At 70.0% G+C, this 23,537-nt stretch carries 20 protein-coding genes; 10 read left to right on the top strand and 10 right to left on the bottom strand.

What is annotated here, in order from left to right; translation table 11 throughout:
• Positions 1-25 precede the first annotated feature (25 nt).
• Positions 26-1,384, bottom strand: a complete 1,359-nt coding sequence (gene gabT, locus ACFVAE_RS15545) for a 4-aminobutyrate--2-oxoglutarate transaminase (protein WP_378894030.1) — start codon at positions 1,382-1,384, stop codon at positions 26-28.
• 90 nt (positions 1,385-1,474) lie between these two features.
• On the opposite strand from gabT, the gene ACFVAE_RS15540 reads away from it, so the two are divergent.
• The gene (locus tag ACFVAE_RS15540) at positions 1,475-2,896 is read left to right on the top strand and encodes a PucR family transcriptional regulator (RefSeq protein WP_378894027.1); all 1,422 of its coding nucleotides are present in this window, start codon (positions 1,475-1,477) and stop codon (positions 2,894-2,896) included.
• Between the two features lie 146 nt (positions 2,897-3,042).
• Here the strand turns inward: ACFVAE_RS15540 and ACFVAE_RS15535 are convergent, their stop codons facing one another.
• Positions 3,043-3,744: an MBL fold metallo-hydrolase gene (locus ACFVAE_RS15535; RefSeq protein ID WP_378894025.1), complete on the bottom strand. Its 702-nt coding sequence runs from the start codon at positions 3,742-3,744 to the stop codon at positions 3,043-3,045.
• Between the two features lie 70 nt (positions 3,745-3,814).
• Here ACFVAE_RS15535 and ACFVAE_RS15530 point away from each other — a divergent pair, with 70 nt between their 5' ends.
• Positions 3,815-4,384, top strand: coding sequence for a TetR/AcrR family transcriptional regulator (locus ACFVAE_RS15530; protein WP_378894022.1), 570 nt, complete (start codon positions 3,815-3,817; stop codon positions 4,382-4,384).
• A gap of 15 nt (positions 4,385-4,399) precedes the next feature.
• Here ACFVAE_RS15530 and ACFVAE_RS15525 read toward each other — a convergent pair whose 3' ends face one another.
• Positions 4,400-5,869, bottom strand: coding sequence for a helix-turn-helix domain-containing protein (locus tag ACFVAE_RS15525; RefSeq protein ID WP_378894020.1), 1,470 nt, complete (start codon positions 5,867-5,869; stop codon positions 4,400-4,402).
• Positions 5,870-6,010: 141 nt separating this feature from the next.
• On the opposite strand from ACFVAE_RS15525, the gene aceB reads away from it, so the two are divergent.
• The 4 genes from aceB to ACFVAE_RS15505 all read left to right on the top strand — a co-directional run bounded on the left by aceB (position 6,011) and on the right by ACFVAE_RS15505 (position 10,239).
• Positions 6,011-7,645, top strand: a complete 1,635-nt coding sequence (gene aceB, locus ACFVAE_RS15520) for a malate synthase A (RefSeq protein ID WP_378894018.1) — start codon at positions 6,011-6,013, stop codon at positions 7,643-7,645.
• Positions 7,646-7,683: 38 nt separating this feature from the next.
• The gene (locus tag ACFVAE_RS15515; protein ID WP_378894016.1) at positions 7,684-9,279 is read left to right on the top strand and encodes an isocitrate lyase; all 1,596 of its coding nucleotides are present in this window, start codon (positions 7,684-7,686) and stop codon (positions 9,277-9,279) included.
• 74 nt (positions 9,280-9,353) lie between these two features.
• Positions 9,354-9,818, top strand: a complete 465-nt coding sequence (rraA, locus tag ACFVAE_RS15510; RefSeq protein WP_378894013.1) for a ribonuclease E activity regulator RraA — start codon at positions 9,354-9,356, stop codon at positions 9,816-9,818.
• A gap of 28 nt (positions 9,819-9,846) precedes the next feature.
• A complete protein-coding gene (locus tag ACFVAE_RS15505; protein WP_378894010.1) occupies positions 9,847-10,239 on the top strand; it encodes a YccF domain-containing protein in 393 nt (130 codons plus the stop codon).
• A 46-nt stretch (positions 10,240-10,285) separates the two neighbouring features.
• On the opposite strand, the gene ACFVAE_RS15500 is transcribed toward ACFVAE_RS15505, so the two are convergent.
• Positions 10,286-11,275: an aldo/keto reductase gene (locus tag ACFVAE_RS15500; RefSeq protein ID WP_378894007.1), complete on the bottom strand. Its 990-nt coding sequence runs from the start codon at positions 11,273-11,275 to the stop codon at positions 10,286-10,288.
• Between the two features lie 68 nt (positions 11,276-11,343).
• Here ACFVAE_RS15500 and ACFVAE_RS15495 point away from each other — a divergent pair, with 68 nt between their 5' ends.
• The 3 genes from ACFVAE_RS15495 (at position 11,344) to ACFVAE_RS15485 (ending at position 15,338) form a co-directional block, all read left to right on the top strand.
• Positions 11,344-12,804: a PLP-dependent aminotransferase family protein gene (locus ACFVAE_RS15495; RefSeq protein ID WP_378894004.1), complete on the top strand. Its 1,461-nt coding sequence runs from the start codon at positions 11,344-11,346 to the stop codon at positions 12,802-12,804.
• A gap of 140 nt (positions 12,805-12,944) precedes the next feature.
• On the top strand, positions 12,945-14,033 hold the full coding sequence (gene ald / locus ACFVAE_RS15490) for an alanine dehydrogenase (RefSeq protein ID WP_378894001.1): 1,089 nt from the start codon (positions 12,945-12,947) through the stop codon (positions 14,031-14,033).
• Between the two features lie 87 nt (positions 14,034-14,120).
• A complete protein-coding gene (locus ACFVAE_RS15485) occupies positions 14,121-15,338 on the top strand; it encodes a pyridoxal phosphate-dependent aminotransferase (RefSeq protein WP_378893999.1) in 1,218 nt (405 codons plus the stop codon).
• 54 nt (positions 15,339-15,392) lie between these two features.
• Here the strand turns inward: ACFVAE_RS15485 and ACFVAE_RS15480 are convergent, their stop codons facing one another.
• Genes ACFVAE_RS15480 through ACFVAE_RS15460 form a run of 5 tightly spaced genes read right to left on the bottom strand, consistent with a single transcriptional unit; the run spans position 15,393 to position 18,750 of the window.
• Entirely contained in the window at positions 15,393-15,797 is a 405-nt protein-coding gene (locus ACFVAE_RS15480; protein ID WP_378893996.1) for a VOC family protein, read from the bottom strand.
• 28 nt (positions 15,798-15,825) lie between these two features.
• Positions 15,826-16,746, bottom strand: a complete 921-nt coding sequence (locus tag ACFVAE_RS15475; protein ID WP_378893993.1) for an AEC family transporter — start codon at positions 16,744-16,746, stop codon at positions 15,826-15,828.
• 20 nt (positions 16,747-16,766) lie between these two features.
• A complete protein-coding gene (locus ACFVAE_RS15470) occupies positions 16,767-17,900 on the bottom strand; it encodes a UDP-N-acetylmuramate dehydrogenase (protein WP_378893991.1) in 1,134 nt (377 codons plus the stop codon).
• On the bottom strand, positions 17,897-18,295 hold the full coding sequence (locus tag ACFVAE_RS15465) for a MaoC/PaaZ C-terminal domain-containing protein (RefSeq protein ID WP_378893989.1): 399 nt from the start codon (positions 18,293-18,295) through the stop codon (positions 17,897-17,899). The genes ACFVAE_RS15470 and ACFVAE_RS15465 overlap by 4 nt, the downstream gene beginning before the upstream one ends.
• Complete coding sequence (locus ACFVAE_RS15460) at positions 18,295-18,750, bottom strand: MaoC family dehydratase N-terminal domain-containing protein (RefSeq protein WP_378893987.1); 456 nt, start codon at positions 18,748-18,750, stop codon at positions 18,295-18,297. The genes ACFVAE_RS15465 and ACFVAE_RS15460 overlap by 1 nt, the downstream gene beginning before the upstream one ends.
• A 122-nt stretch (positions 18,751-18,872) precedes the next feature.
• Between ACFVAE_RS15460 and ACFVAE_RS15455 the strand changes: the two genes are divergently transcribed.
• The gene (locus ACFVAE_RS15455) at positions 18,873-22,661 is read left to right on the top strand and encodes an NPCBM/NEW2 domain-containing protein (RefSeq protein ID WP_378893985.1); all 3,789 of its coding nucleotides are present in this window, start codon (positions 18,873-18,875) and stop codon (positions 22,659-22,661) included.
• 66 nt (positions 22,662-22,727) lie between these two features.
• On the opposite strand, the gene ACFVAE_RS15450 is transcribed toward ACFVAE_RS15455, so the two are convergent.
• Positions 22,728-23,519, bottom strand: a complete 792-nt coding sequence (locus tag ACFVAE_RS15450; protein WP_378893983.1) for a sulfite exporter TauE/SafE family protein — start codon at positions 23,517-23,519, stop codon at positions 22,728-22,730.
• Positions 23,520-23,537 lie beyond the last annotated feature (18 nt).

Here is a 23,537-nt window from a genome sequence, read left to right as displayed (position 1 = left end):
CCGACCCTTCGCGCGGCCGGTGGCCTCAGGCTGCGGCGAGGGCGGCCGCGACGACGTCGAGACCCTCGTTCAGCAGGTCGTCGCCGATCGAGAGCGGCGGCAGGAAGCGGATGACGTTGCCGAAGGTGCCGCAGGTGAGCACGATCACACCCTCGGCGATCGCGGCCTTCGCGACCTTCGCGGTCAGCGCAGCGTCCGGAGCACCCGTGGCCGGGTCGACGAACTCGGCGGCGATCATGGCGCCGTGGCCGCGGACGTCGCCGATGCGCGGGTCGCTGGCCTGCATGACGGCGAGACGACCGAGCAGGATGCTGCCGATCTCGGTCGCCCGCTGCACGAGGCCCTCGTTCTCGAAGGCGTCGATCGCGGCGATGGCCGCGGCGCAGGCGATCGGGTTGCCGCCGTAGGTGCCGCCCAGGCCGCCGGCGTGCGCGGCATCCATGATCTCTGCGCGGCCGGTGACGCCGGCGAGCGGAAGGCCCGCGGCAATGCCCTTGGCAGTGGTGATCAGATCGGGCTCGATGCCGAAGATCTCGCTGGCGAACATGCGGCCGGTGCGGGCGAAGCCGGTCTGCACCTCGTCGGCGATGAAGACCACGCCGTTGGCGCGGCACCAGTCCACGACGTCGTTCAGGAAGCCGTCGGCCGGGACGATGAAGCCGCCCTCGCCCTGGATCGGCTCGATGATGATGGCGGCGAGGTTGTCGGCGCCGACCTGCTTCTCGATCAGCGTGATCGCACGGGCCGCGGCCTCGGAGCCGGTCAGTCCGTCGCGCAGCGGGTACGAGCCGGGCACGCGGTACACCTCGGGGGCGAACGGGCCGAAGCCGCTCTTGTAGGGCATCGACTTCGCGGTCAGCGCCATGGTGAGGTTGGTGCGCCCGTGGTAGCCGTGGTCGAGGGCGACGACAGCCTGGCGGCCGGTGTGCTTGCGGGCGATCTTGATCGCGTTCTCGACGGCCTCGGCACCGGAGTTGAACAGCGCGCTCTTCTTGGCGAAGTCGCCGGGGGTCAGCCGGTTCAGCGCCTCGGCGACCTCGATGTACGACTCGTAGGGCGAGATCATGAAGCAGGTGTGCGTGAACTGCGCGGCCTGCGCGGCGACTGCCGCGGCGACCTTCGGGTGGGAGTTGCCCACCGAGGTCACGGCGATGCCGGAGCCCAGGTCGATCAGCGAATTGCTGTCGGCGTCGACCACGACACCGCCACCGGCCGCGACCGCGGCGACCGGGATGGTGTGCGAGACGCCGGCGGAGACGGCGTCGGCCTTGCGCGCGAGGATCTCGGCGGAGCGCGGGCCGGGGAGTTCGGTGACGACGCGGCGCACCTGGGGCAGTGCGGGGCCGCCGACGGGGACAGTGGTGGGCTCGTCGATGAGGGTCATGACTGCAACGCTAGGACCGCCCGATGCCGGATGCATTCGCCGGAGCGTACAATCTGTCACAGATATTCGCCAGAGCGTACAAGGACGCCCATGGACACCACGACACCCACCCTGCGGACGCTGCTCGCCCGGCCGTCGCTGAAGCTGCGGCTGCTGCCGGCCGAGCTCCCCGGCGGGGCACTGGAGCGGCCGCTGCGCTGGGTGCACAGCAGCGACCTCGCCGACCCGACCCCCTTCCTCGCCGACGACCTCGTGCTGCTGACCACCGGCACGCAGTTCGAGCGGGTGACCGTGGGCGACTACGTCGACCGGCTCGCGCAGCGCGGGGTGATCGGGCTGGGCTTCGGCTCGGACGTGCACCGCGCCGGCGTCCCGGACGAGTTGGTCGAGGCCTGCGCGGCCCGCGGCATCCCCCTTTTCGAGGTGCCCTACGGCACCCCGTTCATCGCGGTCGCCCGCGCGCACGCCGAAGCCATCGCCGAGCGCACCTACGCCCGCCGCACCTGGGCGCTCGAGGCGCAGCGCGCGCTCGCGATCGCGTCGCTGCGCCCGCAGGGGCTGGATGCCGCGCTCACCGAGCTCTCCCGACGACTGAGCTGCGGGGTGACGATGTTCGACGACGCGGGCGGGCTGGTGCACGAGCACCCGCCCGGGGCAGCGACCGCCGAGCTGTCCGCGCATGCGGCCGCACTGCTGGCGCGCGGCGCGACCGCCAGCGAGACGATCGAGCACGGCGAGAGCGGTGCGACGCTGTTCACGCTGGGCAGCACCGGCCGGCTGCGCGGCGTGATCGGCGTGGGCGCCGCGGCACTCGATCCCGAGACGCGCACCGTGGTCACGTCGGTGATCGCGATGGCCGGCCTCGCTCTGGAGCAGAGCGAACGTCTCGCGCTGCGCGAGCGACGACTGGATGCCGCGGTGCTCACGCTGCTGCGGGAAGGCGAGACCGCTGCCGCACAGCGTGTGCGGGAGCTCCCCTCCGAGCCCGTCCTCGTCGCCGCGACGGATGCCACTCCGAACCCGGACTGGTGGCGGCGGCAGGCGGCGGGCGCACTGGTCGCCGACGGCATCGTCGTGCTGGCAGAGGCGGATGCCGGTGCGGTGGACGCCTTCGCCGCCGCGTTCGACGCCGGCGTGGGGCTCTCCGAACCTGGCCCCCTCGCCGATCTCGCCCGCCTGGAGGCGCAGGCGGCGGCCGCGCTGCTGCGCTCGGGCGAAGGCGTGACCAGATACGCCGCGCCGTCCGGCATCCTGGATGCCCTCGGCTCCGACGCGCGACTGGCCGCGCAGAGCCGGATCGCCGGTCTGCGCGAGGCAGATCCGGCGCTCGAGCAGCAGCTGCGGGTGTGGCTCGAGCACGATGCACGGATCGAGCAGGCGGCGGCTGCGCTCGGCATCCACCGGCACACTCTGCGAGCGCGCATCGCGCAGGCCGCCGGCATCCTGCAGACCGACCTCGCGACCTTCCCGGCCCGGGCCGAGCTGTGGGCGGTGCTGCAGGCGGCGCGCTGAGAGGTCGTCACCGGACGTGCGTCACGGTGCGAGACCAGGTGGTCCGGCGAGAAAAGGAGCATTCTCGATAGTTCTTCCTGTCCTCGCAGGTTCTCCTGCCCTCGGGACGCCGGAGCATTTTCGAGACGCGAGGTCGATCGGCGTCGTCAGTCGGTCGCGAGCGCAGCGATCAGCTGATCCGCCGTGCCGGAGAACTCCGGTCCGTGGCCGGGGAACAGCCTCGTCTCGGGCAGCCCGTGCAGCCGTTCCAGGCTCTGCGGAGTCTGAGCCGGCGCGTCGCTGAACGGGCCGAGTCCGACGGCGGCGACGCCGGTGAGGACGTTGCGCGTGGTGACCGCGTCGCCCAGGAACAGCGCGTCGGCGGAGGGGATGCGGATGGCGACTGACCCCGGCGAGTGGCCGGGCAGTCCGATGATCTCCGGGGCGCCGGGCAGGTCGAGCACGTCGCCGTCGCGGAAGGTGCGCACCTCACCGATGCGCACGGTGCGCAGCGCACCTCGTCGGACGCCGCTGCCGAGGAAGCGCAGCACGGGGCCCAGCCTCCACGCGCCGCCGGGGGCGTGCGACTTCGCCTCTCCCCTGGCCCGCGCGGCATCCGCCTCGTGCACGTGGACCGGCACGCCGTGCTCGGCGCGCAGCCACTCGGCGACGCCGATGTGATCGCTGTCGCCGTGGGTCAGCACGACGCCGCGGATGTCGGACAGCTCGCGCCCCGCGGCGCGCAGCGCGCTCTCGAGCGCCTTGCGGTCACCGGGAAGACCGGCGTCGACGAGCGTGACGCCCGTGTCGGTGAGGACGGCGTGCATCGCGACCAGGTCATCGCCGATGCGGAGGATCTCTGCGTTCATGATGGCTACACTAAGTAGCCTTGAAGGCTAATGTCAATAGCCTTATGATCGATTGACGGGAGGGGACCGCATGCCTGCACCACAGCGCGTCAGTCAGGAGGAGCTCGTCGCTGCGATCCGCCGGATCGCCGAGGACGACGGGATCGACGCCGTCACCATGAGCTCGGTGGCATCCGCCGTCGGCGTCCGCACGCCGAGTCTGTACAAGCGGGCAGCCGACAGGCACGGCCTGCTCCGTCTCGCGGCGGAGGACGCCGCTCGCGAGCTTGTGACCGAGATGTCGTCGGCGCCGTACACCCCGGGCGATGGGCCCGCGGACCGGCTGCGGCGGATGGCGCACGCGCTGCGCGCCTTCGCCGCACGAGCACCCCGCGTCTCCGGGCTGCTGTTCGCCGCGCCGTCGGCCGCCGCCGCGCCCTCCCCGGAGGCGGGCGAGCCGCTGCTGCGCCCGCTGCTCGACGCCGTCTCGGCCGCAACTCCCGGCGATCCCCTGCCCGCGGCCCGCACCTTCACCGCCTGGATCTACGGCTTCTGCACCATGGAGCAGGCCGGCGCGTTCCGCCTCGGCGGCGACGTCGACGAGGCATTCGAGTACGGGCTCGACATGCTGCTGGACGCGATCGCGCGCCCGCGGGTCTGAGCCGCGAGCGTCACGTCACGCCGGGGCGTGCGCCTCCAGGAACTCGTACACGTCGGTCGTGTCGACACCAGGGAACGCACCGGTCGGCAGGGTCGCGAGCAGGGTGCGCGGGGTGCGCACGTTCGGCCAGGACTGCGTGCGCCAGCGCTCCTCGAGCTCGGCCGGCGCGCGACGGCAGCACACCTCCGTGGCATGCGGCGACGTGCCCCGGTTCTGGGTGTCCCGCCCCACGAACCACTTCGTGTCGTCGAACCGCACCCCCACGCTCACCGAGTGCAGTCCCTCGCTGGACGGCTCCACACGTGCGGTGCACCAGTAGGTGCCGTTGCCGGTGTCGGTGTACTGGTAGTACGGGTTGAACCGGTCCTCGACCTCGAACACCTCACGGCTCGTCCACCGGCGGCAGCACATCTGCCCCTCGATCGCGCCGAGCCTGTCGGTCGGGAAGTTCACGTCGTCGTTCTCGTAGGCCTTCGTGATCGTGCCGGACTCGTGCACCTTCAGGAAGTGCACCGGGATGCCGAGGTGCCGCGTCGCGAGGTTGGTGAACCTGTGCGCGGCGGTCTCGTAGGAGACCGAGTAGGTGTCCCGGAGATCCTCGATCGAGATCGCGCGCCGCGCCTTGGCATCCTGCAGCACCGGCACGACATGCGATTCCGGCACCAGCAGGGCGCCGGTCAGGTAGTTCGTCTCCACCCGCTGCCGCAGGAACTCGGCATAGCTGCGCGGCTCGGCATGGCCGAGGATGCGGCTGCTCAGCGCCTGCAGCACGGCGGTGCGCGCGTCGCCCTTCGCCTGCACCCCGGTGGAGAGGTACAGCCGCCCGTTGGCGAGGTCGGCCACGCTGCGCGTGGACTGCGGCAGGTCGGGCGCGTAGTGCAGGGTGAACCCGAGGTGCGCGGCGATCTCGGACGCTGTGCGCTGCGTGAGCGGCCCGCCGGGATGCCCGACCGCATCGAGGATCTCGCGCGCCGCGGCCTCGAGGCCCTCGAAGTAGTTGTCCTGCGTGCGCATGAGGTGCCGCAGCTCGACGTTGGCGCGACGAGCCTCCTCCGGCGTCGCCGCTCGCTCGTCGCGCAGCCGCTCGATCTCGCCGTGCAGGGCCAGCATCGCGGCGAGCGCGTCGTCCGGCACCGACTTCGCGATCCGGAATGACGGGATGCCCAGGGCGCGGAAGGTCTGCCCCTTCATGGCGCGCTCCAAGGCGATCTCCATCGTGCTGCGCTCGTCGAGCGGCTCGCCCTCGAGCAGCGCGTCGATCGTGGTGTCCAGCGCGCGGGCGATCGTCTGCAGCTGGGTGAGCTTCGGCTCGCGCTTGCCGGTCTCGATCATGGACAGCTGGCTGGGTGCCCGGTCGACGGCTGAAGCCAGCTCTTCGAGCGTCATCCCGCGGGCGGTGCGCAGCTGACGGATGCGCCTCCCGATCGTGAGGGCATCGCTGTCTTTCGAGCTAGGGCTCGGTCCCTGAGCTTGACGAAGGGTCATGGCGGCGATTCTGTCACGAAACAAGAAATCCGGCCAAATTTCTCCCCTGATTTGGTCGGGTGGATGCCGGAACTTCTCCCAGAGTGGATGTCAAGCCACCCCGGCAGACGCCATCCCGGCAGCACAGAGAGGACCACGGTCATGAGCACTCCCACCATCCAGACCACCCAGCAGGGGCCTTCGATCGTCGTCGCAGGTCCCGTCCGCGAGCGGTACGACGAGATCCTCACACCTGCCGCGCTGGCATTCCTCACCGAGCTGCACCACCGCTTCGCAGGCCGCAGGCACGACCGCCTCGCCGACCGGATGCGCCGCCGCTTCGAGATCGGCAACGGCCACGACCCGCGCTTCCGCGCCGACACCCGGCACATCCGTGACGACGCCGACTGGCGCGTCGCCGGCGCCGGCCCCGGGCTGGAGGACCGCCGCGTCGAGATCACCGGCCCGACCGACCCGAAGATGACCGTCAACGCGCTCAACTCCGGCGCGAAGGTCTGGTTGGCCGACCAGGAGGACGCCACCAGCCCCACCTGGGACAACGTGATCGGCGGGCAGCTGTCGCTGCACGACGCGATCCGGGGCACCCTCGAGCACACCAGCTCCGACGGCAAGGTGTACCGGGTCACCGCCGAGCAGACCCCCACGATCGTGATGCGCCCGCGCGGCTGGCACCTGGTCGAGAAGCACCTGAGCTTCATCGACCGCACCGGCCGGCAGATGGACGCCTCCGGCTCGCTGGTCGACTTCGGGCTGTACTTCTTCCACAACGCGCAGGCGCTGATCGACGGCGGTCGCGGCCCGTACTTCTACATCGCCAAGCTCGAGTCCAGCGAGGAGGCGAAACTGTGGAACGACGTGTTCTCGTTCAGCGAGGAGTACCTCGGGATCGAGCACGGCACCATCCGTGCCACGGTGCTGATCGAGACCCTGCCGGCCGCATTCGAGATGGATGAGATTCTCTACGAGCTGCGCGACCACTGCGCCGGCCTGAACGCCGGCCGCTGGGACTACATCTTCTCGATCATCAAGAACTACCGCGGCCGCGGCGCCCGCTTCGTGCTGCCGGACCGCAGCGAGGTCACGATGACCGTGCCGTTCATGCGGGCGTACACCGAGCTGCTGGTGAAGACCTGCCACCGCCGCGGAGCCTTCGCGATCGGCGGCATGAGCGCCTTCATCCCGAATCGCCGCGACCCCGAGGTGACCGCACGGGCCATCGAGAAGGTCGCCGCGGACAAGCGCCGCGAGGCCGGCGACGGCTTCGACGGCACCTGGGTCGCCCACCCCGACCTGATCCCCACCGCGCGGGCAGAGTTCGACGCCGTGCTGGGCGACCGGCCGAACCAGCTGGACCGCCAGCGCGACGACGTGCAGGTGCGCGCCGAGGAGCTGTTGGACGTGCGCATCGGCCGGCCGATCACCGCCGACGGCGTGCGCGACAACGTCTCGGTGGCCATCCGCTACATCGAGGCCTGGCTGCGGGGCATCGGCGCCGTCGCCATCGACAACCTGATGGAGGATGCCGCGACGGCCGAGATCAGCCGCTCCCAGGTGTGGCAGTGGATCCACCAGAGCCAGACCGTCGAGGACGGGACTCCCATCACCGCCGAGTACGTCGAGGGCCTGATCGCCGAGATGCTCTCCACCACCTGGCGCACCGAGGGCAACCGCTTCGACGACGCCGCAGAGGTGTTCCGAGAGGTCGCGCTGCGGCCCGAGTTCCCGGCCTTCCTGACCCTGCCCGCGTACTCGCGCTTCCTCGTCGAGACCGCCTGACCACCCGAGCATCCGCCTCCCCAACGAAGGACAGAGAAATGACCCGCTACCAGGACGACATCGAGGCCATCCAGGCGCTGAAGGACAGCAACGGCTCGCCGTGGCACGCCATCGACCCCGAGGCCGCTGCCCGGATGCGCGCGCAGAACCGGTTCCGCACCGGGCTCGAGATCGCGCAGTACACCGCCGACATCATGCGCCGCGACATGGCCGAGTACGACGCCGACTCGTCGGTCTACACCCAGTCGCTCGGCGTCTGGCACGGCTTCATCGGGCAGCAGAAGCTGATCTCGATCAAGAAGCACCTGAAGTCGACGAACAAGCGCTACCTGTACCTCTCCGGCTGGATGGTCGCGGCCCTGCGCTCCGAGTTCGGTCCGCTGCCCGACCAGTCCATGCACGAGAAGACGGCCGTGCCCGCCCTGATCGAGGAGCTCTACACGTTCCTCCGCCAGGCCGACGCCCGCGAGCTCGACCTGCTGTTCACCCAACTCGACGCGGCCCGTGCGGCCGGTGACGAGACCGCGGCCGAGTTCATCCAGTCGCAGATCGACGACTACGAGACCCACGTCGTGCCGATCATCGCCGACATCGACGCCGGCTTCGGCAACCCCGAGGCCACGTACCTGCTGGCGAAGAAGATGATCGAGGCCGGCGCCTGCGCCATCCAGATCGAGAACCAGGTCTCGGACGAGAAGCAGTGCGGCCACCAGGACGGCAAGGTCACCGTGCCGCACGAGGACTTCCTCGCGAAGATCAACGCGGTCCGCTACGCCTTCCTCGAGCTCGGCATCGACAACGGCATCATCGTCGCGCGCACCGACTCGCTCGGGGCCGGCCTCACCCAGAAGATCGCCGTGACGCAGCATCCGGGCGACCTGGGCGACCAGTACAACTCGTTCCTCGACGTCGAGGAGATCGCCGAGGGCGATCTCGGCAACGGCGACGTGATCATCAAGCGGGACGGGAAGCTGCTGCGGCCGAAGCGCCTGGCCAGCAACCTGTACCGGTTCCGCGCCGGCACCGGTGAGCAGCGCGTCGTGCTGGACTGCATCACCTCCCTGCGCAACGGCGCCGACCTGCTCTGGATCGAGACCGAGAAGCCGCACGTCGAGCAGATCGCGGGCATGGTCGACGCGATCCGCGCCGAGATCCCGGACGCGAAGCTGGTCTACAACAACAGCCCCTCGTTCAACTGGACGCTGAACTTCCGCCAGCAGGCCTACGACGCGCTCGCCGAGCTGGGCGAGGACATGTCGGGCTACGACCGCGACGGGCTGATGAGCGTCGAGTACGACGACACCGAGCTGGCGCGCCAGGCCGACGAGAAGATCCGCACCTTCCAGCGCGACGGATCTGCTCGCGCCGGCATCTTCCACCACCTGATCACCCTGCCGACGTACCACACGGCGGCGCTGTCGACCGATGACCTGGCGAAGGGCTACTTCGGCGACGAGGGGATGCTGGCCTATGTGAAGGGCGTCCAGCGTCGCGAGATCCGCGGAGGCATCGCCACGGTGAAGCACCAGAACATGGCCGGCTCCGACCTGGGCGACAACCACAAGGAGTACTTCGCCGGCGACGCCGCTCTGAAGGCCGGCGGCCAGCACAACACGATGAATCAGTTCAGCTGATCACCGTGACGAAGGGGTCGGATGCCGCTGCATCCGACCCCTTCATCTGCTCCCAGACCTGATAGGACGTAAACATGACCTCCACCGCAGACCTCTACGACGAGCACGGCGACGCCCTTCAGTCGCTCCCCCTGCAGCTGCGCTCCTTCGGCGGCGTGACCGGCTTCGAGGGACCGATCCGCACCGTGCGCTGCTTCCAGGACAACGCACTGCTGAAGAGCATCCTCTCCACTCCCGGCGACGGCGCGGTGCTCGTCGTCGACGGCGCAGGCTCCCTGTCCACCGCCCTGATGGGAGACATGATCGCGCAACTCGCGATCGACAACGGGTGGGCAGGCGTGGTCATCAACGGCTGCGTGCGCGACAGCGCCGCGATCGGACGGATGCCGCTCGGTGTGAAGGCCATCGGCACGAACCCGCGCAAGAGCGGCAAGGCGGGCACGGGCGAGGCCGACGTCGTGGTGACGTTCGGCGACGTCGTGTTCCGCCCGGGGGCACGGCTGTACGCCGACGAGGACGGCGTCCTCGTCGAGCGCTGACACAGCCGGGCTCATCCACAATGGATGCATGCGCACCCTGCTCAACATCATCTGGCTGATCTTCGCCGGCTTCGGCCTGTTCCTCGGCTACGTGCTCGCGGGCATCCTGCTGTGCATCCCGATCATCACGATCCCGTGGGCGATCGCCTCGTTCCGCACCGCCGGCTACGTGATCTGGCCGTTCGGCCGCACGATCATCGCGAAGCCCACCGCGGGAGTCGGTTCGTTCCTCGGGAACGTGATCTGGGTGATCCTCGCGGGCTGGTGGCTGGCACTCGGCCACATCGTCTCCGGCATCGCGCTGTGCATCACGATCATCGGCATCCCGATGGCGATCGCGGACTTCAAGCTCGTCCCCATCTCGCTGATGCCGCTCGGCAAGGAGATCGTCTCGACCCGCGACGGCGCGTTCGCCCGGTGACGGACGGATGCCGGACGCCCGCGGCATCCGGCATCCGCTCTGCTGATCAGCGCGGGTCTGCGGGCTCCGCGTCCAGCAGCGCGCGCACCTCGGCATCGAGCACCAGGTCGGCGGCGCCGACCACCTCGTCCAGCTGGGCGACGCTCGAAACGCCGACCACCGGGATCACCGGCACCTCGCCGCCGAGCAGCCAGGCCAGTGCGACCTGGTTCGGCGTGCGGCCGATGTCGGCGGCCACCTCGTGCAGCAGGGTGCGGCGGGCGTGGCTGGTGGGGTGGTCGACGCCGCCCCACATCGGCTGGTTCAGCCGTGCGATCGCGCCCTGGTGCAGCGGCGAGTACACGGTGATCGCCAACGGCGGGCGCTCGGCCGTGCCGGAGGACGCCGCGTAGTCGAGCATGCCGGGGGTCACGAAGTTGTTCCGGCCGTACTTCGGCGCCGGGTGCAGGTAGCTGTACTGCTGCTGCACCAGACCGTAGGGCGCTACGCCCTGACTCTGCGCCTCCTGCCGGGCCTCGACAAGGCGCCAGGTGGCGATGTTCGAGATGCCGGTGATGCCCACCAGTCCGCTGCGCTGCAGCTCCCCGAAGGCCGAGACGGTCTCGGCAGGGTCGGTGGCGCGGTCGTCGACGTGCCCGTACAGCACGTCGATGTGATCGATGCCGAGGTGGCGAGCGCTCTCCGGCGCCTGCCGGGCGATGACCTGGGCGGACAGGCCCTCGAAGTTGTCCTCGGTGAGCGCGATGCTCGGGTCGCGCGGAGCGGCGCCCAGCTTGGTGGCGATCCGCAGGCTGTCGCGATTGCCCCGGTCCTTCAGCCAGCGGCCGAGGAGGTCCTCGCTGTCGCGGCCGGTGCCGCCCGACCAGATCGCGTAGTTGTTCGCGGTGTCGATGAAGGTGCCGCCGGCCTCGACGAAACGGTCCAGGATGGCGCGCGAGGTCGGCTCGTCGACGCGGGTGCCGAAGTTCATGGCGCCCAGGCACAGCGTGGAGACGTCGAACGAGGTGCGGCCGTCAGAGATGGTGCGGTACTGCATTTCGGTTCCCTTTCGTTGGTGAGCTCAACGTTAGGAAAGGATCGGTTCGGGCATACACTCCAATCAGTATGCAGAACACCAGACCAATTCTCGCGTGGGAGACTCTGCTCGATCTCGCCCCCTCCGCTGCGGGCGATGCTCACCCCGGTCGTCTGCCCGCGCTGCGGGATCGGCTCGAGCACGCGCTCCGCGATGCGATCGCCGACGGGCGGCTTCCGTCCGGCGCAGCGCTGCCGCCGAGCCGGGTGCTCGCCGATGCGCTCGGCATCTCGCGCTGGGTCGTCACCGAGACGTACGGGCGCCTGGTCGCCGAGGGCGTGCTGGAGGCGCGGACCGGTTCGGCCACGCGGGTCTCCGCCGGATGGGCGGATGCTGCGCGGGCAGTCCCGCCGCGGGACGTCGCCCAGGACCCCGCAGCGGGTGCGGCGGCCGCACCGGCCGCTCGCCCGCGGCATCCGCGGTTCGACCTGCGCCCCGGAGTCCCCGACCTGCGCGCGGTGCCGCGCTCGCGCTGGGCCGCGGCGCTGCGCGACGGACTCGCCGCACTGCCCGACCGCGACCTCGCGAGCGCCTTCCCGCTCGGGCATCCGCTGGCGACGGAAGCGGTCGCCGGCTACCTTGGCCGCTCCCGGCTGGTCGACGTCGAGGCGGCCCGCGTCGTGATCACGCACGGTGCGACCGACGGCATGGCGCTGATCGCCGCTGCGCTGCGCGAGCGCGGGCACGCGCATGTGCTGGTGGAGGACCCCAGCTGGCCGCGACTGCGCGAGGTCGCCCAGCGGCACGGACTGGAGCCGGTACCAGTCCCGGTGGACGCCGACGGAGTCGACACGGAGCGCCTGGTCACCGAGGCCGCGCGCACCGGTGCGCGCGCCGCGCTGGTGACGCCCGCGCACCAGTTCCCGCTCGGCGCCGCCCTGCACCCCGCCCGCCGCGAGCGCCTCGTCGCGTGGGCGCGCGAGGTGGACGGCCTGATCGTCGAGGACGACTACGACGCGGAGTTCCGCTACGACCGGCGGCCGATCGCCGCGCTGCAGCGCCTCGCACCCGATCGGGTCGCGCTGATCGGCTCGCTCTCGAAGTCGGTCACGCCCGCGCTCGGCGTCGGCTGGGCGGTGTTGCCGTCCTGGCTCCCGCTCGCCGATGCTCCGCCCGCTCCGTCGACGATCGACCAGGTCGCGCTGGCCCGATTCATCTCCCGCGGAGACCTCGAGCGGCACCTGCGCGGCTCGCGCGTGCGCTTCCGCCGCCGCCGGGAACGCCTGCTCGCTGCCCTCACCGAACGCATGCCCGAGCTGCCGGTGTCCGGCATCGCCGCCGGCATGCACCTGGTGCTCGGGCTGCCGCTCGGCGCCGTCGCGGCCGACCTCGTGACAGCCGCACCCGACGACCTCGCACTCACCGCGCTGTCCCGCTACGTCATCGCATCGCCGGCACCCGAGGCTCTGGTCCTCGGCTACGGCGACCTCGATGACGCCCTCGTCGATGAGGCCGCCGCGCGGCTGGCCGCGCTGATCTGCCCGCGCTGAGCGCCTCGGATGCCGAATCCGGCACTGGATCTTTCTCAGTCACCTCAATTCTCGAAGATTCTGCGAAATTGCACCCAGGGCATCGATGTTTCTGCGATTCTTCTCTACGCTCTGCTATCCCCGCCATCCCAGGAGAATCAATGAAGATCGGCGTCCCGACCGAGGTCAAGAACAACGAGAACCGCGTCGCCCTCACCCCCGCCGGCGCCGACCGGCTGGTGCGCGAAGGTCATCGCGTGCTCGTGCAGTCCGGAGCCGGGCGCGGCTCGCGCATCGACGACGACATGTACCGGGCCGCGGGCGCCGAGATCGTCTCCTCGGCGGAGGAGGCCTGGAGCGAAGCCGAACTGCTGCTCAAGGTGAAGGAGCCGATCGCTCCGGAATACGGCTTCCTGCGCTCCGACCTCACGCTGTTCACGTATCTGCACCTGGCCGCCGATCGCCCGCTCACCGAGGCGCTCGTCGGCGCCGGCACCACGGCCGTCGCCTACGAGACCGTGCAGCTGCCCGACCGCAGCCTGCCGCTGCTGGTGCCGATGAGCGAGATCGCCGGGCGTCTGTCGGTGACCGTCGGCTCGTACTCGCTGATGCGCTCCAACGGTGGCCGGGGCACGCTGCTCGGCGGCATCCCCGGCACGCGGCGCGCGAAGACCGTCGTCATCGGCGGCGGCGTCGCCGGCGAGCACGCGGCGGCGAACGCACTCGGCCTCGGCTCGCAGGTGACGGTGATCGACATCTCGCTGCCTCGTCTGCGCGAGCTGGAGCACCTGTACCCCGGTCTCGAGACCCGCGCATCGAACCGCTACGACATCGCCGAGGAGCTCAAGACCGCCGATCTCGTGATCGGATCGGTGCTCATCCCCGGCGCCGCCGCCCCGAAGCTCGTCACCGACGAGATGGTCGCGAACATGAAGCCCGGCTCCGTGCTGGTCGACATCGCGATCGACCAGGGCGGATGCTTCGAGGGCTCGCACCCGACGACGCACGACGACCCGACCTTCGCCGTGCACGACTCGATCTACTACTGCGTCGCGAACATGCCGGGTGCCGTGCCCGAGACCGCCACGCGCGCGCTGACCAACGCGACCCTCCCCTACGTCTCGGCGATCGCCGGCAAGGGCTGGGACCGGGCGGCAGCGGACGATGCGGCGCTGGCCAAGGGACTGAACGTGCGCGGCGGACGCATCACGCTGCCTGCCGTCGCCGAGGCGCACGGGCTCGCCGCCTGATCGATTTGATGACGGGCGTCAAGATTCACTGATCTTGACGCCCCTCGGCGTCTGCACCCGGGCAGCGACGCGAGTACCCTCGTTATCGTGACCGAACGCGCGCCTCTCTCCCGCAAGCTGTCCGCCATCGCCGAGTCCGCCACGCTGAAGGTGGATGCCAAGGCCAAAGCGCTCAAGGCCGAGGGCAAACCCGTCATCTCCTATGCCGCTGGCGAGCCCGACTTCGCGACTCCGCAGTTCATCGTGGATGCTGCGGCCGAGGCCCTGGCCGACCCGGCGAACTACCGGTACACCCCCGCGCCCGGCCTCCCGGCGCTGCGCGAGGCCATCGCCGCGAAGACGCTGCGCGACTCGGGCCTCGAGGTCTCGCCGAGCCAGATCATCGTCACCAACGGCGGTAAGCAGTCCGTCTACCAGGCGTTCCAGGCCGTGGTGAACCCGGGCGACGAGGTGCTGCTGCCCGCGCCGTACTGGACCACCTACCCTGAGGCGATCCGCCTCGCCGACGGTGTGCCGGTCGAGGTGTTCGCCGGCGCCGATCAGGAGTACAAGGTCACCGTCGAGCAGCTCGAGGCCGCCCGCACCCCACGCACCACGGTGCTGGTGTTCGTGTCGCCGTCGAACCCGACCGGCTCCGTGTACTCCGCGGAGGAGACGAAGGCGATCGCCGAGTGGGCGCTCGAGCACGGGATCTGGATCATCTCCGACGAGATCTACCAGAACCTCACCTACGACGGTGTGAAGGCCACCTCGGTCGTGCAGGCGCTCCCCGAGGTCGCGGGTCAGACCATCCTGGTCAACGGCGTGGCCAAGACCTACGCGATGACCGGCTGGCGCGTGGGCTGGATGGTCGGCCCCGCCGACGCGATCAAGATCGCCGGCAACCTGCAGTCGCACCTCACCAGCAACGTGAACAACGTCGCACAGAAGGCGGCGATCGCCGCGCTGAACGGCCCGCAGACCGAAGCCGAGCAGATGCGCGAGGCGTTCGACCGCCGTCGCCGCCTGATCGTGTCCGAGCTGTCGAAGATCGACGGCCTCGTGGTGCCGAACCCCACCGGCGCGTTCTACGTGTACCCCGATGTGCAGGGCCTGCTGGGCCGCACCTGGCAGGCGAAGGACGGGAGCAGCGTGACCCCGACCACGTCGCTCGAGCTCGCCGACTTCATCCTGGACCAGGCCGAGGTCGCGGTGGTGCCCGGAGAGGCCTTCGGCCCCTCCGGCTACATCCGCATGTCCTACGCCCTCGGTGACGACGCGCTGCTCGAGGGCGTGCAGCGCCTGCAGCGCCTGTTCGCCGTCTGACGCAGCAACCACGTGAACGCCGCCGCTCCTCTCGGGAGCGGCGGCGTTCATGTTTCAGTCCTCCGGGTGGAAGCCGATCAGCCAGCGCACCCCGTAGCGATCGCTGAGCGTGCCGTCGTGATCGCCCCAGGGTCGCTTCTGCAGCGGGTCGATGATGCGACCGCCCTCCCCAAGCTGCGCGAACCAGCGCGTCAGCGTATCGGCGTCGGCGGTGCCGAGCAGGGAGAAGAACATGCCGTTCATCGTCACCGCGTCGTCATCGGCACCGGCATCCGCTCCTGAGATCGCGACCGGACCGCCGGTGAGCATGCCGTGCGCGATCTGGTCGCCGGGGCCGTCCGTGCGCTCGAACTGCTCGTAGGTGAACAGGGCGATCTCACCCCCGAACACCGACTGGTAGAACGGCAGCGCCTCGGCTGCGGTTCCGGGGAACAGGATGTAGGGCACGAGTCCGGTCATCCTGCGAGCGTACGCCCGGGCGCCGACGTCACCCGAGCAGCAGCGCGGCGCCCAGCAGCACCGGCACGCAGCCGATCGTCGTGAGGAACACGGTGTCGCGCGAGATCGCCTCGCCGATGTCGTACCGCTGCGAGTAGTTGAACACGTTCTGCGCGGTCGGCAGGGCAGCGAGCACCACGACGATCAGCACCTCATGCGCGGACAGGCCGAACACGAACTGTGCGACCAGCCAGGCGATCACCGGCATGACGAGCAGCTTCAGCGTGCTCGCCAGCAGGACGTCGCGCCGACGCCCGGCCGCGCCGAGCACGCGCTGCCCGTGCAGCGAGATGCCGTAGCTGATCAGCAGCACCGGCACGCAGGCGTTCGCAAGCAGGGTGATCGGATCGATGACGATCGGCGGCAGCTCTATCCCCAGCACTGAGACCACCGTGCCGAGTGCCGACCCGAGGATGATCGGGTTGGTCGCGGTGCGCAGCACGGTACGACCGAACGACCGGCGCTCGCCGGTCACCGCATCGAGGATGCTCAGCGAGATCGGCGTGAACACCAGCAGCTGCATGAGGATCACCGGTGCCGGGTACGCCGCGCTGCCCAGCAGGTACAGCGACAGCGGGATGCCGATGTTGTTCGAGTTCACTTGACCCGCCGACAGTGCGCCGATCACGGTCTCGCCGACGCCGCGCTTCCAGACCAGCTTCGCCACCAGCACGTACAGGCCGATCACCACGACCGCCGCGATCGCAGAGACCGGCAGCAGTGAGGAGAACAGCACCCGGGCATCCGCCTGGGCCAGCACGGTGAACAGCAGGAACGGCGAAAGGACGAAGAACGTCAGCCTGCTCAGCACCTCACGTGCGTGCGCGCCGAGCAGATCGATGCGGCCGATGACGTACCCGACCGCGATCGCCAGTCCGACGACGGCGAATCCGGTGAGAGTGTCGAGCACCCTTCGAGCCTAGAACGAGTTCAGAGCTCGACCTCCACCAGCACCGGCTCGGGCTGCAGCAGCAGACCGAACTCGGAGTGCACGCGGTTCTGGATGAACCGTGCCAGCTCCGACACCTCCGCCGCGGTCGCACCGCCGCGGTTGGTGAGCGCGAGGGCGTGCTTGGTCGAGACACCCGCGCGTGAGCGGGGCAGCTTGAATCCCTTGCGGATGCCGGAGTGCTCGATCAGCCACGCGGCGCTGACCTTCACGTCGGCTGGTGCGTCCGCGAGCGGCGGCACCGCGCCGGTGAAGCCGGACAGCGGGATCACAGTCACCGCGTCGAGGTCGGGCGTGACGGGCCAGCGCGGGCACTCCGGCGGCAGCGTGCGCGCGACGGACTCCGGCACGATCGCGTTCTGGAAGAACGATCCGGCGCTCGCCGTGTCCGGGTCGTCGGGGTCCAGCAGCATCCCCTTCTTCGCGCGCGTCTCGAGAACGGTGGAGCGCACCCAGGCCAGCGGCACGGCCGCATCGTCCTCCAGGCCGAGCGCACGACGCAGCTGCTCGCCGCGAACGACGCGCGTGCCGTCGGTGACGGCGAGGTCGAGCGTGACGCTGAGGATGACGGCACGACGCTGCGGCACCCCGCCGTAGTGGTGCTTGAGCACGGAGGTGCGGAAGCCGAGGGCGAGCTCGGATGCCGGGACGGTGACCGGCTCCGCGGCATGCTCGTCGAGCAGTTCGACCTCGACGAGCGTCTCCTGGATCTCCTGCCCGTAGGCGCCCACGTTCTGCACGGGAGCGGCTCCGACTGTGCCGGGGATGCCGCTCATCGCCTCGATGCCGGCATAGCCGCGCTCGACGGCGTAGGCCACGAGGTCGTCCCAGTCGTGCCCGGCCTGCACGCGCAGCCGCACTCGGCCCTCGTGCGGCGACGGAACTTCTTCGATGCCGCGGGAGAGGATCCGGACGACGGTGCCCTCGAAGGCGGCGTCGCCGGCGAACAGGTTCGATCCGCCGCCCAGCACGAACCACTCGTCGCCGGTGGCCCAGACCTGCTGCAGCTCGGAGATCAGCTCGGCAGTGGTGGCGGCCTCGCGCATGCTCTCGGGAGCGCCGCCGGTGCGCAGCGTGGTCAGCGTGCGCAGCGGGATCGGCTCGACCTGCGTCACAGCGCCACGCGCAGCTGCGCCTTGGCCAGCACGGTGGTCTCGCCGTGCGTGACCTTCAGGTCGATCCGCGCGGTCTCGTCGTCGACGGCCGCGACCTTGGCGACGACGGTGACGTCGGCACCCTCGACCGGGTCGACGACCACGGGCTTGGTGAAGCGCACGCCGTAGTCGACGATCTTCGCCACGTCGCCCAGCGCGGACACCACGACCGACGAGGCGAGACCCATGGTCAGCATCCCGTGCGCGAGGACTCCGGGCAGACCGACCTCTGCGGCGACGTCGTCGCGGTAGTGAATGGGGTTGAAGTCGCCGGATGCCCCGGCGTAGCGCACGAGCGACTCACGGGTGAGGTGCACGGTGCGCTCGGCGATCACGTCTCCCACGGTGAACGACATCACTCCCCCTCTCCTTCGGAGCCCACCAGCAGCACGCTGGTCGCGGTCACGACGTGCGCGCCGTCGGCATCGGCGATCTCGGCCTCGCTGGTGATCATGGCGTTGCCGCCGAGAGTGCGGATGCCCGTGACGCGCAGCTGTCCGGTGAGTTCGTCGCCGGCGACGATCGGCCGGGTGTAGGCGAACTTCTGCTCGGCGTGGATGGTGCGCGCCAGCACGATGCCGGAGTCCTCGAGAGCGAGCAGCTGCTGCAGCGTGTGGTCCTGGATGACCATCGCGAAGGTCGGCGGAGCGACCACGTCGGTGTATCCGGCGGCCCGCGCGGCGTCGACGTCGGTGTGCACGGGGGCGTCGGCGAAGACCGCGCGTGCGAACTCGCGCACCTTCTCACGACCGACGAGGTAGGGGGACGTCGGCGGGAACTCCCGGCCGACCAGTTCTGGGTTCACTGCCACCCCACGAGTCTACCGAGGCCCAAAGAGAGGTAACCCTTGACCGCCAGTGCAAAAGAGTGATTCGATATGACTGCTTTGCGCACCTCAGATGCACAAACAATCACCCAGAGGAGACGATGACGTTGAACTCACTATCCTGCCGGCGACGCTTCGGCGCGCTGGGACTCGCGATCGCGCTGGGGGTGACGGGCTTCGGGCTCGCCTCGGCGCAGACCGCCGAGCCCGCAGCCGCGGCCACGACCGCGGCATCCGCGCCCACCCCGATCACCCCCAAGCCCGCCTCGCCCGAGGTCCCCGTCGACGACTCCGGCTCGTCGATCGGGGCGATCACCGGCGTGAAGCAGGACGGGGCATCCGTCACGCTGACCGCCGAGCACGGTGCCATGCGCGTGACCTTCCTCGAGAACGGCACCTTCCGGCTCGAGGCCGACCCGAGCGGATCGTTCACCGACCCGGCGAACACGCCGCAGGGCGATGCAGCGCGCACCGCCGACATCGTCGTGGGCGCGAAGACGTTCGGCGGCGCCGACGTCTCGGTCGCCGAGGGCGACGTGATCCGCATCGCGTCGAAGACCGTCACGATCTCGATCGACCGCGGCACCGGTGCCGTGTCCGCCACCCGCGCCGACGGATCGACGATCTTCGCCGAGTCCGCCGCGATCACGTTCGGCAAGAACTCCGCCACCCAGCACCTCAAGGGCCAGGCCGGCGAGCAGATCCTCGGCGGCGGCATGCAGAACGGCCGCTCGATCCACACCGGATCGGTCATCAACATCGCCAACAACTTCGACTGGGACGACGACGGCTACCCGAACGCGGTTCCGTACTACATGTCCTCCGAGGGTTACGGCGTGCTGCGCAACACGTTCGCGAAGGGCACCTACGACTTCGCGAAGCACACCACCACGCACCAGGAGCGCCGCTTCGACGCGTACTACTTCGTCGGTGACTACGAGCAGTCGCTCGAGTCGTACACGCAGCTCACCGGCCGGCCGATCATGCCGCCGGTGTACGCCCTGGAGTACGGCGACGCGGACTGCTACAACCGCTCCAGCCCGACCTACACCGGCACCAAGACGCCGTCGAAGCTGCGCACCCCGCAGGCGCTCGACGTCGCCAAGGGCTTCGTCGAGAACGACATGCCCGCCGGCTGGATGCTGGTCAACGACGGCTACGGCTGCGAGTACCAGGAGCTGCCCGAGACCATCAAGGCCATCGAGGACCAGACCGACCTCAAGACCGGCCTGTGGACCCAGCGCTCGCTGGACAAGCAGGAGTACGAGGTCGGCGAGGCCGGCGTGCGGCTGCGCAAGCTCGACGTCGCCTGGGTGGGCAGCGGCTACCGCCTCGCCCTCACCGGCTGCGAGGCCGCTCATGACGGCATCGAGAAGTACTCGGATGCCCGTGGCACGTCGCTCATGGTGGAGGGCTGGGCCGGTGCCCAGCGCTGCGGCATGCAGTGGACCGGCGACCACTCCGGCAACCTCGACGCCGTGCGCTGGCAGATCTCCGCGCTGACCGGCGCCGGCAACTCCGGCCTGGCGTTCTCGACCGGCGACGTGGACGGCATCTTCGGCGGCTCGCCGGAGAGCTACGTGCGCGACCTGCAGTGGAAGGCTTTCGCGCCGGCGCTGTACTCGATGAGCGGCTGGGCCTCGGTCGACAAGCGTCCGTGGCTGTACGGCGCCGAGGCGACGAAGATCAACCGCAGCTACCTGCAGCTGCGCCAGCGCCTGATGCCGTACATCTACACCCTGGCCGCCGAGTCCCACCGCAGCGGCCTGCCGATGATGCGCTCGCTGGCGCTCGAGTACCCGAAGGACGCCGGCTCGTACAGCGTCGAGGCGAACAACGAGTTCCTGCTCGGCAGCGACTACCTGGTCGCACCGGTCTTCACCAAGACCGAGGTGCGCAACGGCATCTATCTGCCGGCCGGATCGCAGTGGGTGGACTACTGGACCGGCGAGGTGCACGAGGGCGGTCAGGTGCTGAACGGGCACCCTGCTCCGCTCGACAAGCTGCCGATCTTCGTGCGCGCCGGCGCGCTGGTGGCACAGGGCATCACCGCCCGCAACGCGTCGCTCGTGCCGGCGGACTCCCCCGTCACGCTGTCGCTGTTCCCGCAGGGCAAGAGCTCGTTCTCGCTCTACGAGGACGACCAGGTCACCCGCGCCTACGCCGACGGTGCCTCCAGCACCCAGAAGTTCACCGTGGATGCTCCGGATGCCGGTAAGAAGGGCTCCGTCACGATCGGCATCGGCAAGCGGGCCGGATCGTACGACGGCAAGGCCGACGCCCGGCCGTACGTCATCGAGGCGCACACCGGTTCGGCGCCGAAGAACGTCGCGGTCGACGGCAAGGGGCTGAAGCAGGCCGCGTCCCTCGAGGCGCTGGATGCCGCATCCTCGGGCTGGTTCTTCGACGCGAAGGACGCCGGCGGTGTCATCCGCGTGAAGGTGCCCGCCGTCGCCTCCTCCGCCGAGGCCGAGGTCGTGCTCGCGGCCACCAGCGCCGTCGGCGGCCGGGATGCCGACCTCACCGCGGCATCCGTCTCGGTCGGTCTCGAGGACCGCGTGTTCCAGGGCGACACCACCACGGTGGAGGCGACCTTCCGCAACACCGGCACGAAGAAGAAGGAGAACGTCTCCCTCACCCCGCAGCTGCCCGAGGGCTGGACCCTCGTCTCGGCCGAGGGAGCCAAGGCCGCGCTGGTCGAGCCCGGCGCATCGATCACCGCGACCTTCGAGGTGACGGTCACCGATGCCGCCGCCGCAGACCTGCAGACGGTGAAGGTGGTCGCGGACTACACCGCGCAGAAGACCGCACAGCAGACGTCAGGGGCGAACCAGCTCTACGTGGCCTACGGGTCGCTGGCCGGGGCGTACAACGCCGACGCCGTGACCACGCTCACCACGGCGAAGCCCGGTGACTTCGACGGCGGCGGTGCCACCTTCTCGGCCGAGGCGCTGGCGCGGGCAGGAGTCACCCCCGGTTCCACCGTCACGGTCGGGACCGGTGACGCCGCGATCGCGTACACCTGGCCGAACCCGTCCGGCACGAAGGACTCGGTCTCCCCGGCCGGGCAGACCATCGCACTCACGGGCAAGGGCACGCACCTCGCGCTGCTCGCCTCCGCGGCATCCGGCGGTGGGGTGAACCCCTCGCTCGAGCTGCACTACGCCGACGGCACGGTCTCGAAGCAGACTGTGTTCTTCCCGAACTGGCTGCCGCAGGCATCCGGTCTGGGCGGTGCGAGCGTGGCGATCACCAGCCTCGGGCGCAACAACGGCAACAACCCGAACGTGTACGAGTACCCCACCGGCAAGTACCAGGTGTACTCGAACCTCGTGCGGCTGAATCCTGCCAAGGAGCTCGCGTACGTCGTGCTCCCGACCGAGAGCCGGCTGAAGATCTTCGACTGGAAGGTCGTCGACCAGCCGATGCCGCCGGCTCCCTCGGGCAAGGTCTACGCGTCCGATCTGAACTGGATCAGCGCCACCACCGGCTGGGGCGTGATCGGCAAGGATGTCGCCAACAAGGATGCGGCGGACTCGCCCGATCTGCCGCTGGCGATCAACTACGTCGATCCGGCCACCGGGAAGAGCCCGACCTACGCCAAGGGACTCGGCGTGCACGCGGCGTCGAAGGTGACCTACTACCTGGGCGGCAAGTGCTCCTCGTTCACGGCCTCGGTCGGGCTGGAGAAGAACTTCGCCGGCAACGTGATCTTCACGGTCGACACCGACGGAGTGAACCGTTACCAGTCGCGCACGTTCACACCGGGCTTCGCCCCGGAGCAGGTGGACGTGGACGTCACCGGGGTGCAGTACATCGACCTCAACGTGACGGCGCCGGGCAGCATCAACGGCGCCCACGGAGTCTGGGGCGACGCCCTCTTCACCTGCGAATGAGCCGCTGAAGCACTGAGCACAGGCGCCCCTCGGATCCGCTCCGAGGGGCGCCTCGCCGTGCGGCGGCTAGTTCTTGGCGCGGATGGCCTTCCGGGCCATCTGGTACCCGATGTAGAGCAGGTACACGGCGAACAGCACGTTGCCGACGAAGGGGTCGATGTGCGCGGCGAAGAGGGCGCCGAGCGCGGTCGTGGTGCACGCCGAGACGCCGACGAGTGCGGCGGCCACGAGGTCGACGTTCTTGTGCCGCAGGTTGCCGACCGTGCCGGAGACCGCGGTCGGGATCATCATGAGCAGCGAGGTGCCCTTGGCGATGAGGTCGCTGACGCCCATGCCGAGCATGAGCGCGGGCACGACGATGATGCCGCCGCCGACGCCGATGAGCCCCGCCAGGATGCCGGTGCACACGCCCACCCCGACGAGGATCAGCCCCGTCGTCCAGGTGAGATCGAGTTCGGCCTCGCGCGAAGGGACGATCAGGAACAGGCTCACGATGACCACGGCGAGGAAGGCCACGAAGCCCCAGAGCAGTGTGCGCTGCGACATCCGCGGCAGCAGCCTGGTGCCGATCTGCGCACCGACCACGGCGCCGAGCGCGAGGATCAGGGCAGGGATCCAGGCGACGGAGCCCGAGACCGCGTAGGAGATGACGCCGACGCTCGCGATCGGCACGATCGCGGCGAGCGAGGTGCCGGCGGCACGGCGCTGGTCGAAACCGAGCAGCAGCACCAGCAGCGGCACGATCACCGTGCCGCCGCCGACGCCGAACAGGCCGGACAGCACTCCGGCCGCGAGTCCGATCCCGATGTAGGAGAGGTACGCCCGTGCGCCCCGCGTGGTGTTCTGCTCGTCGTGCATCCGCCCAGCCTATTGCGG

It is taken from the genome of Microbacterium sp. NPDC057659 (assembly GCF_042799915.1).
GTDB lineage: Bacteria > Actinomycetota > Actinomycetes > Actinomycetales > Microbacteriaceae > Microbacterium.
The sequence above is the reverse complement of the archived record's forward strand: the minus strand, read 5'-3'. Positions and strand labels throughout refer to the sequence as shown.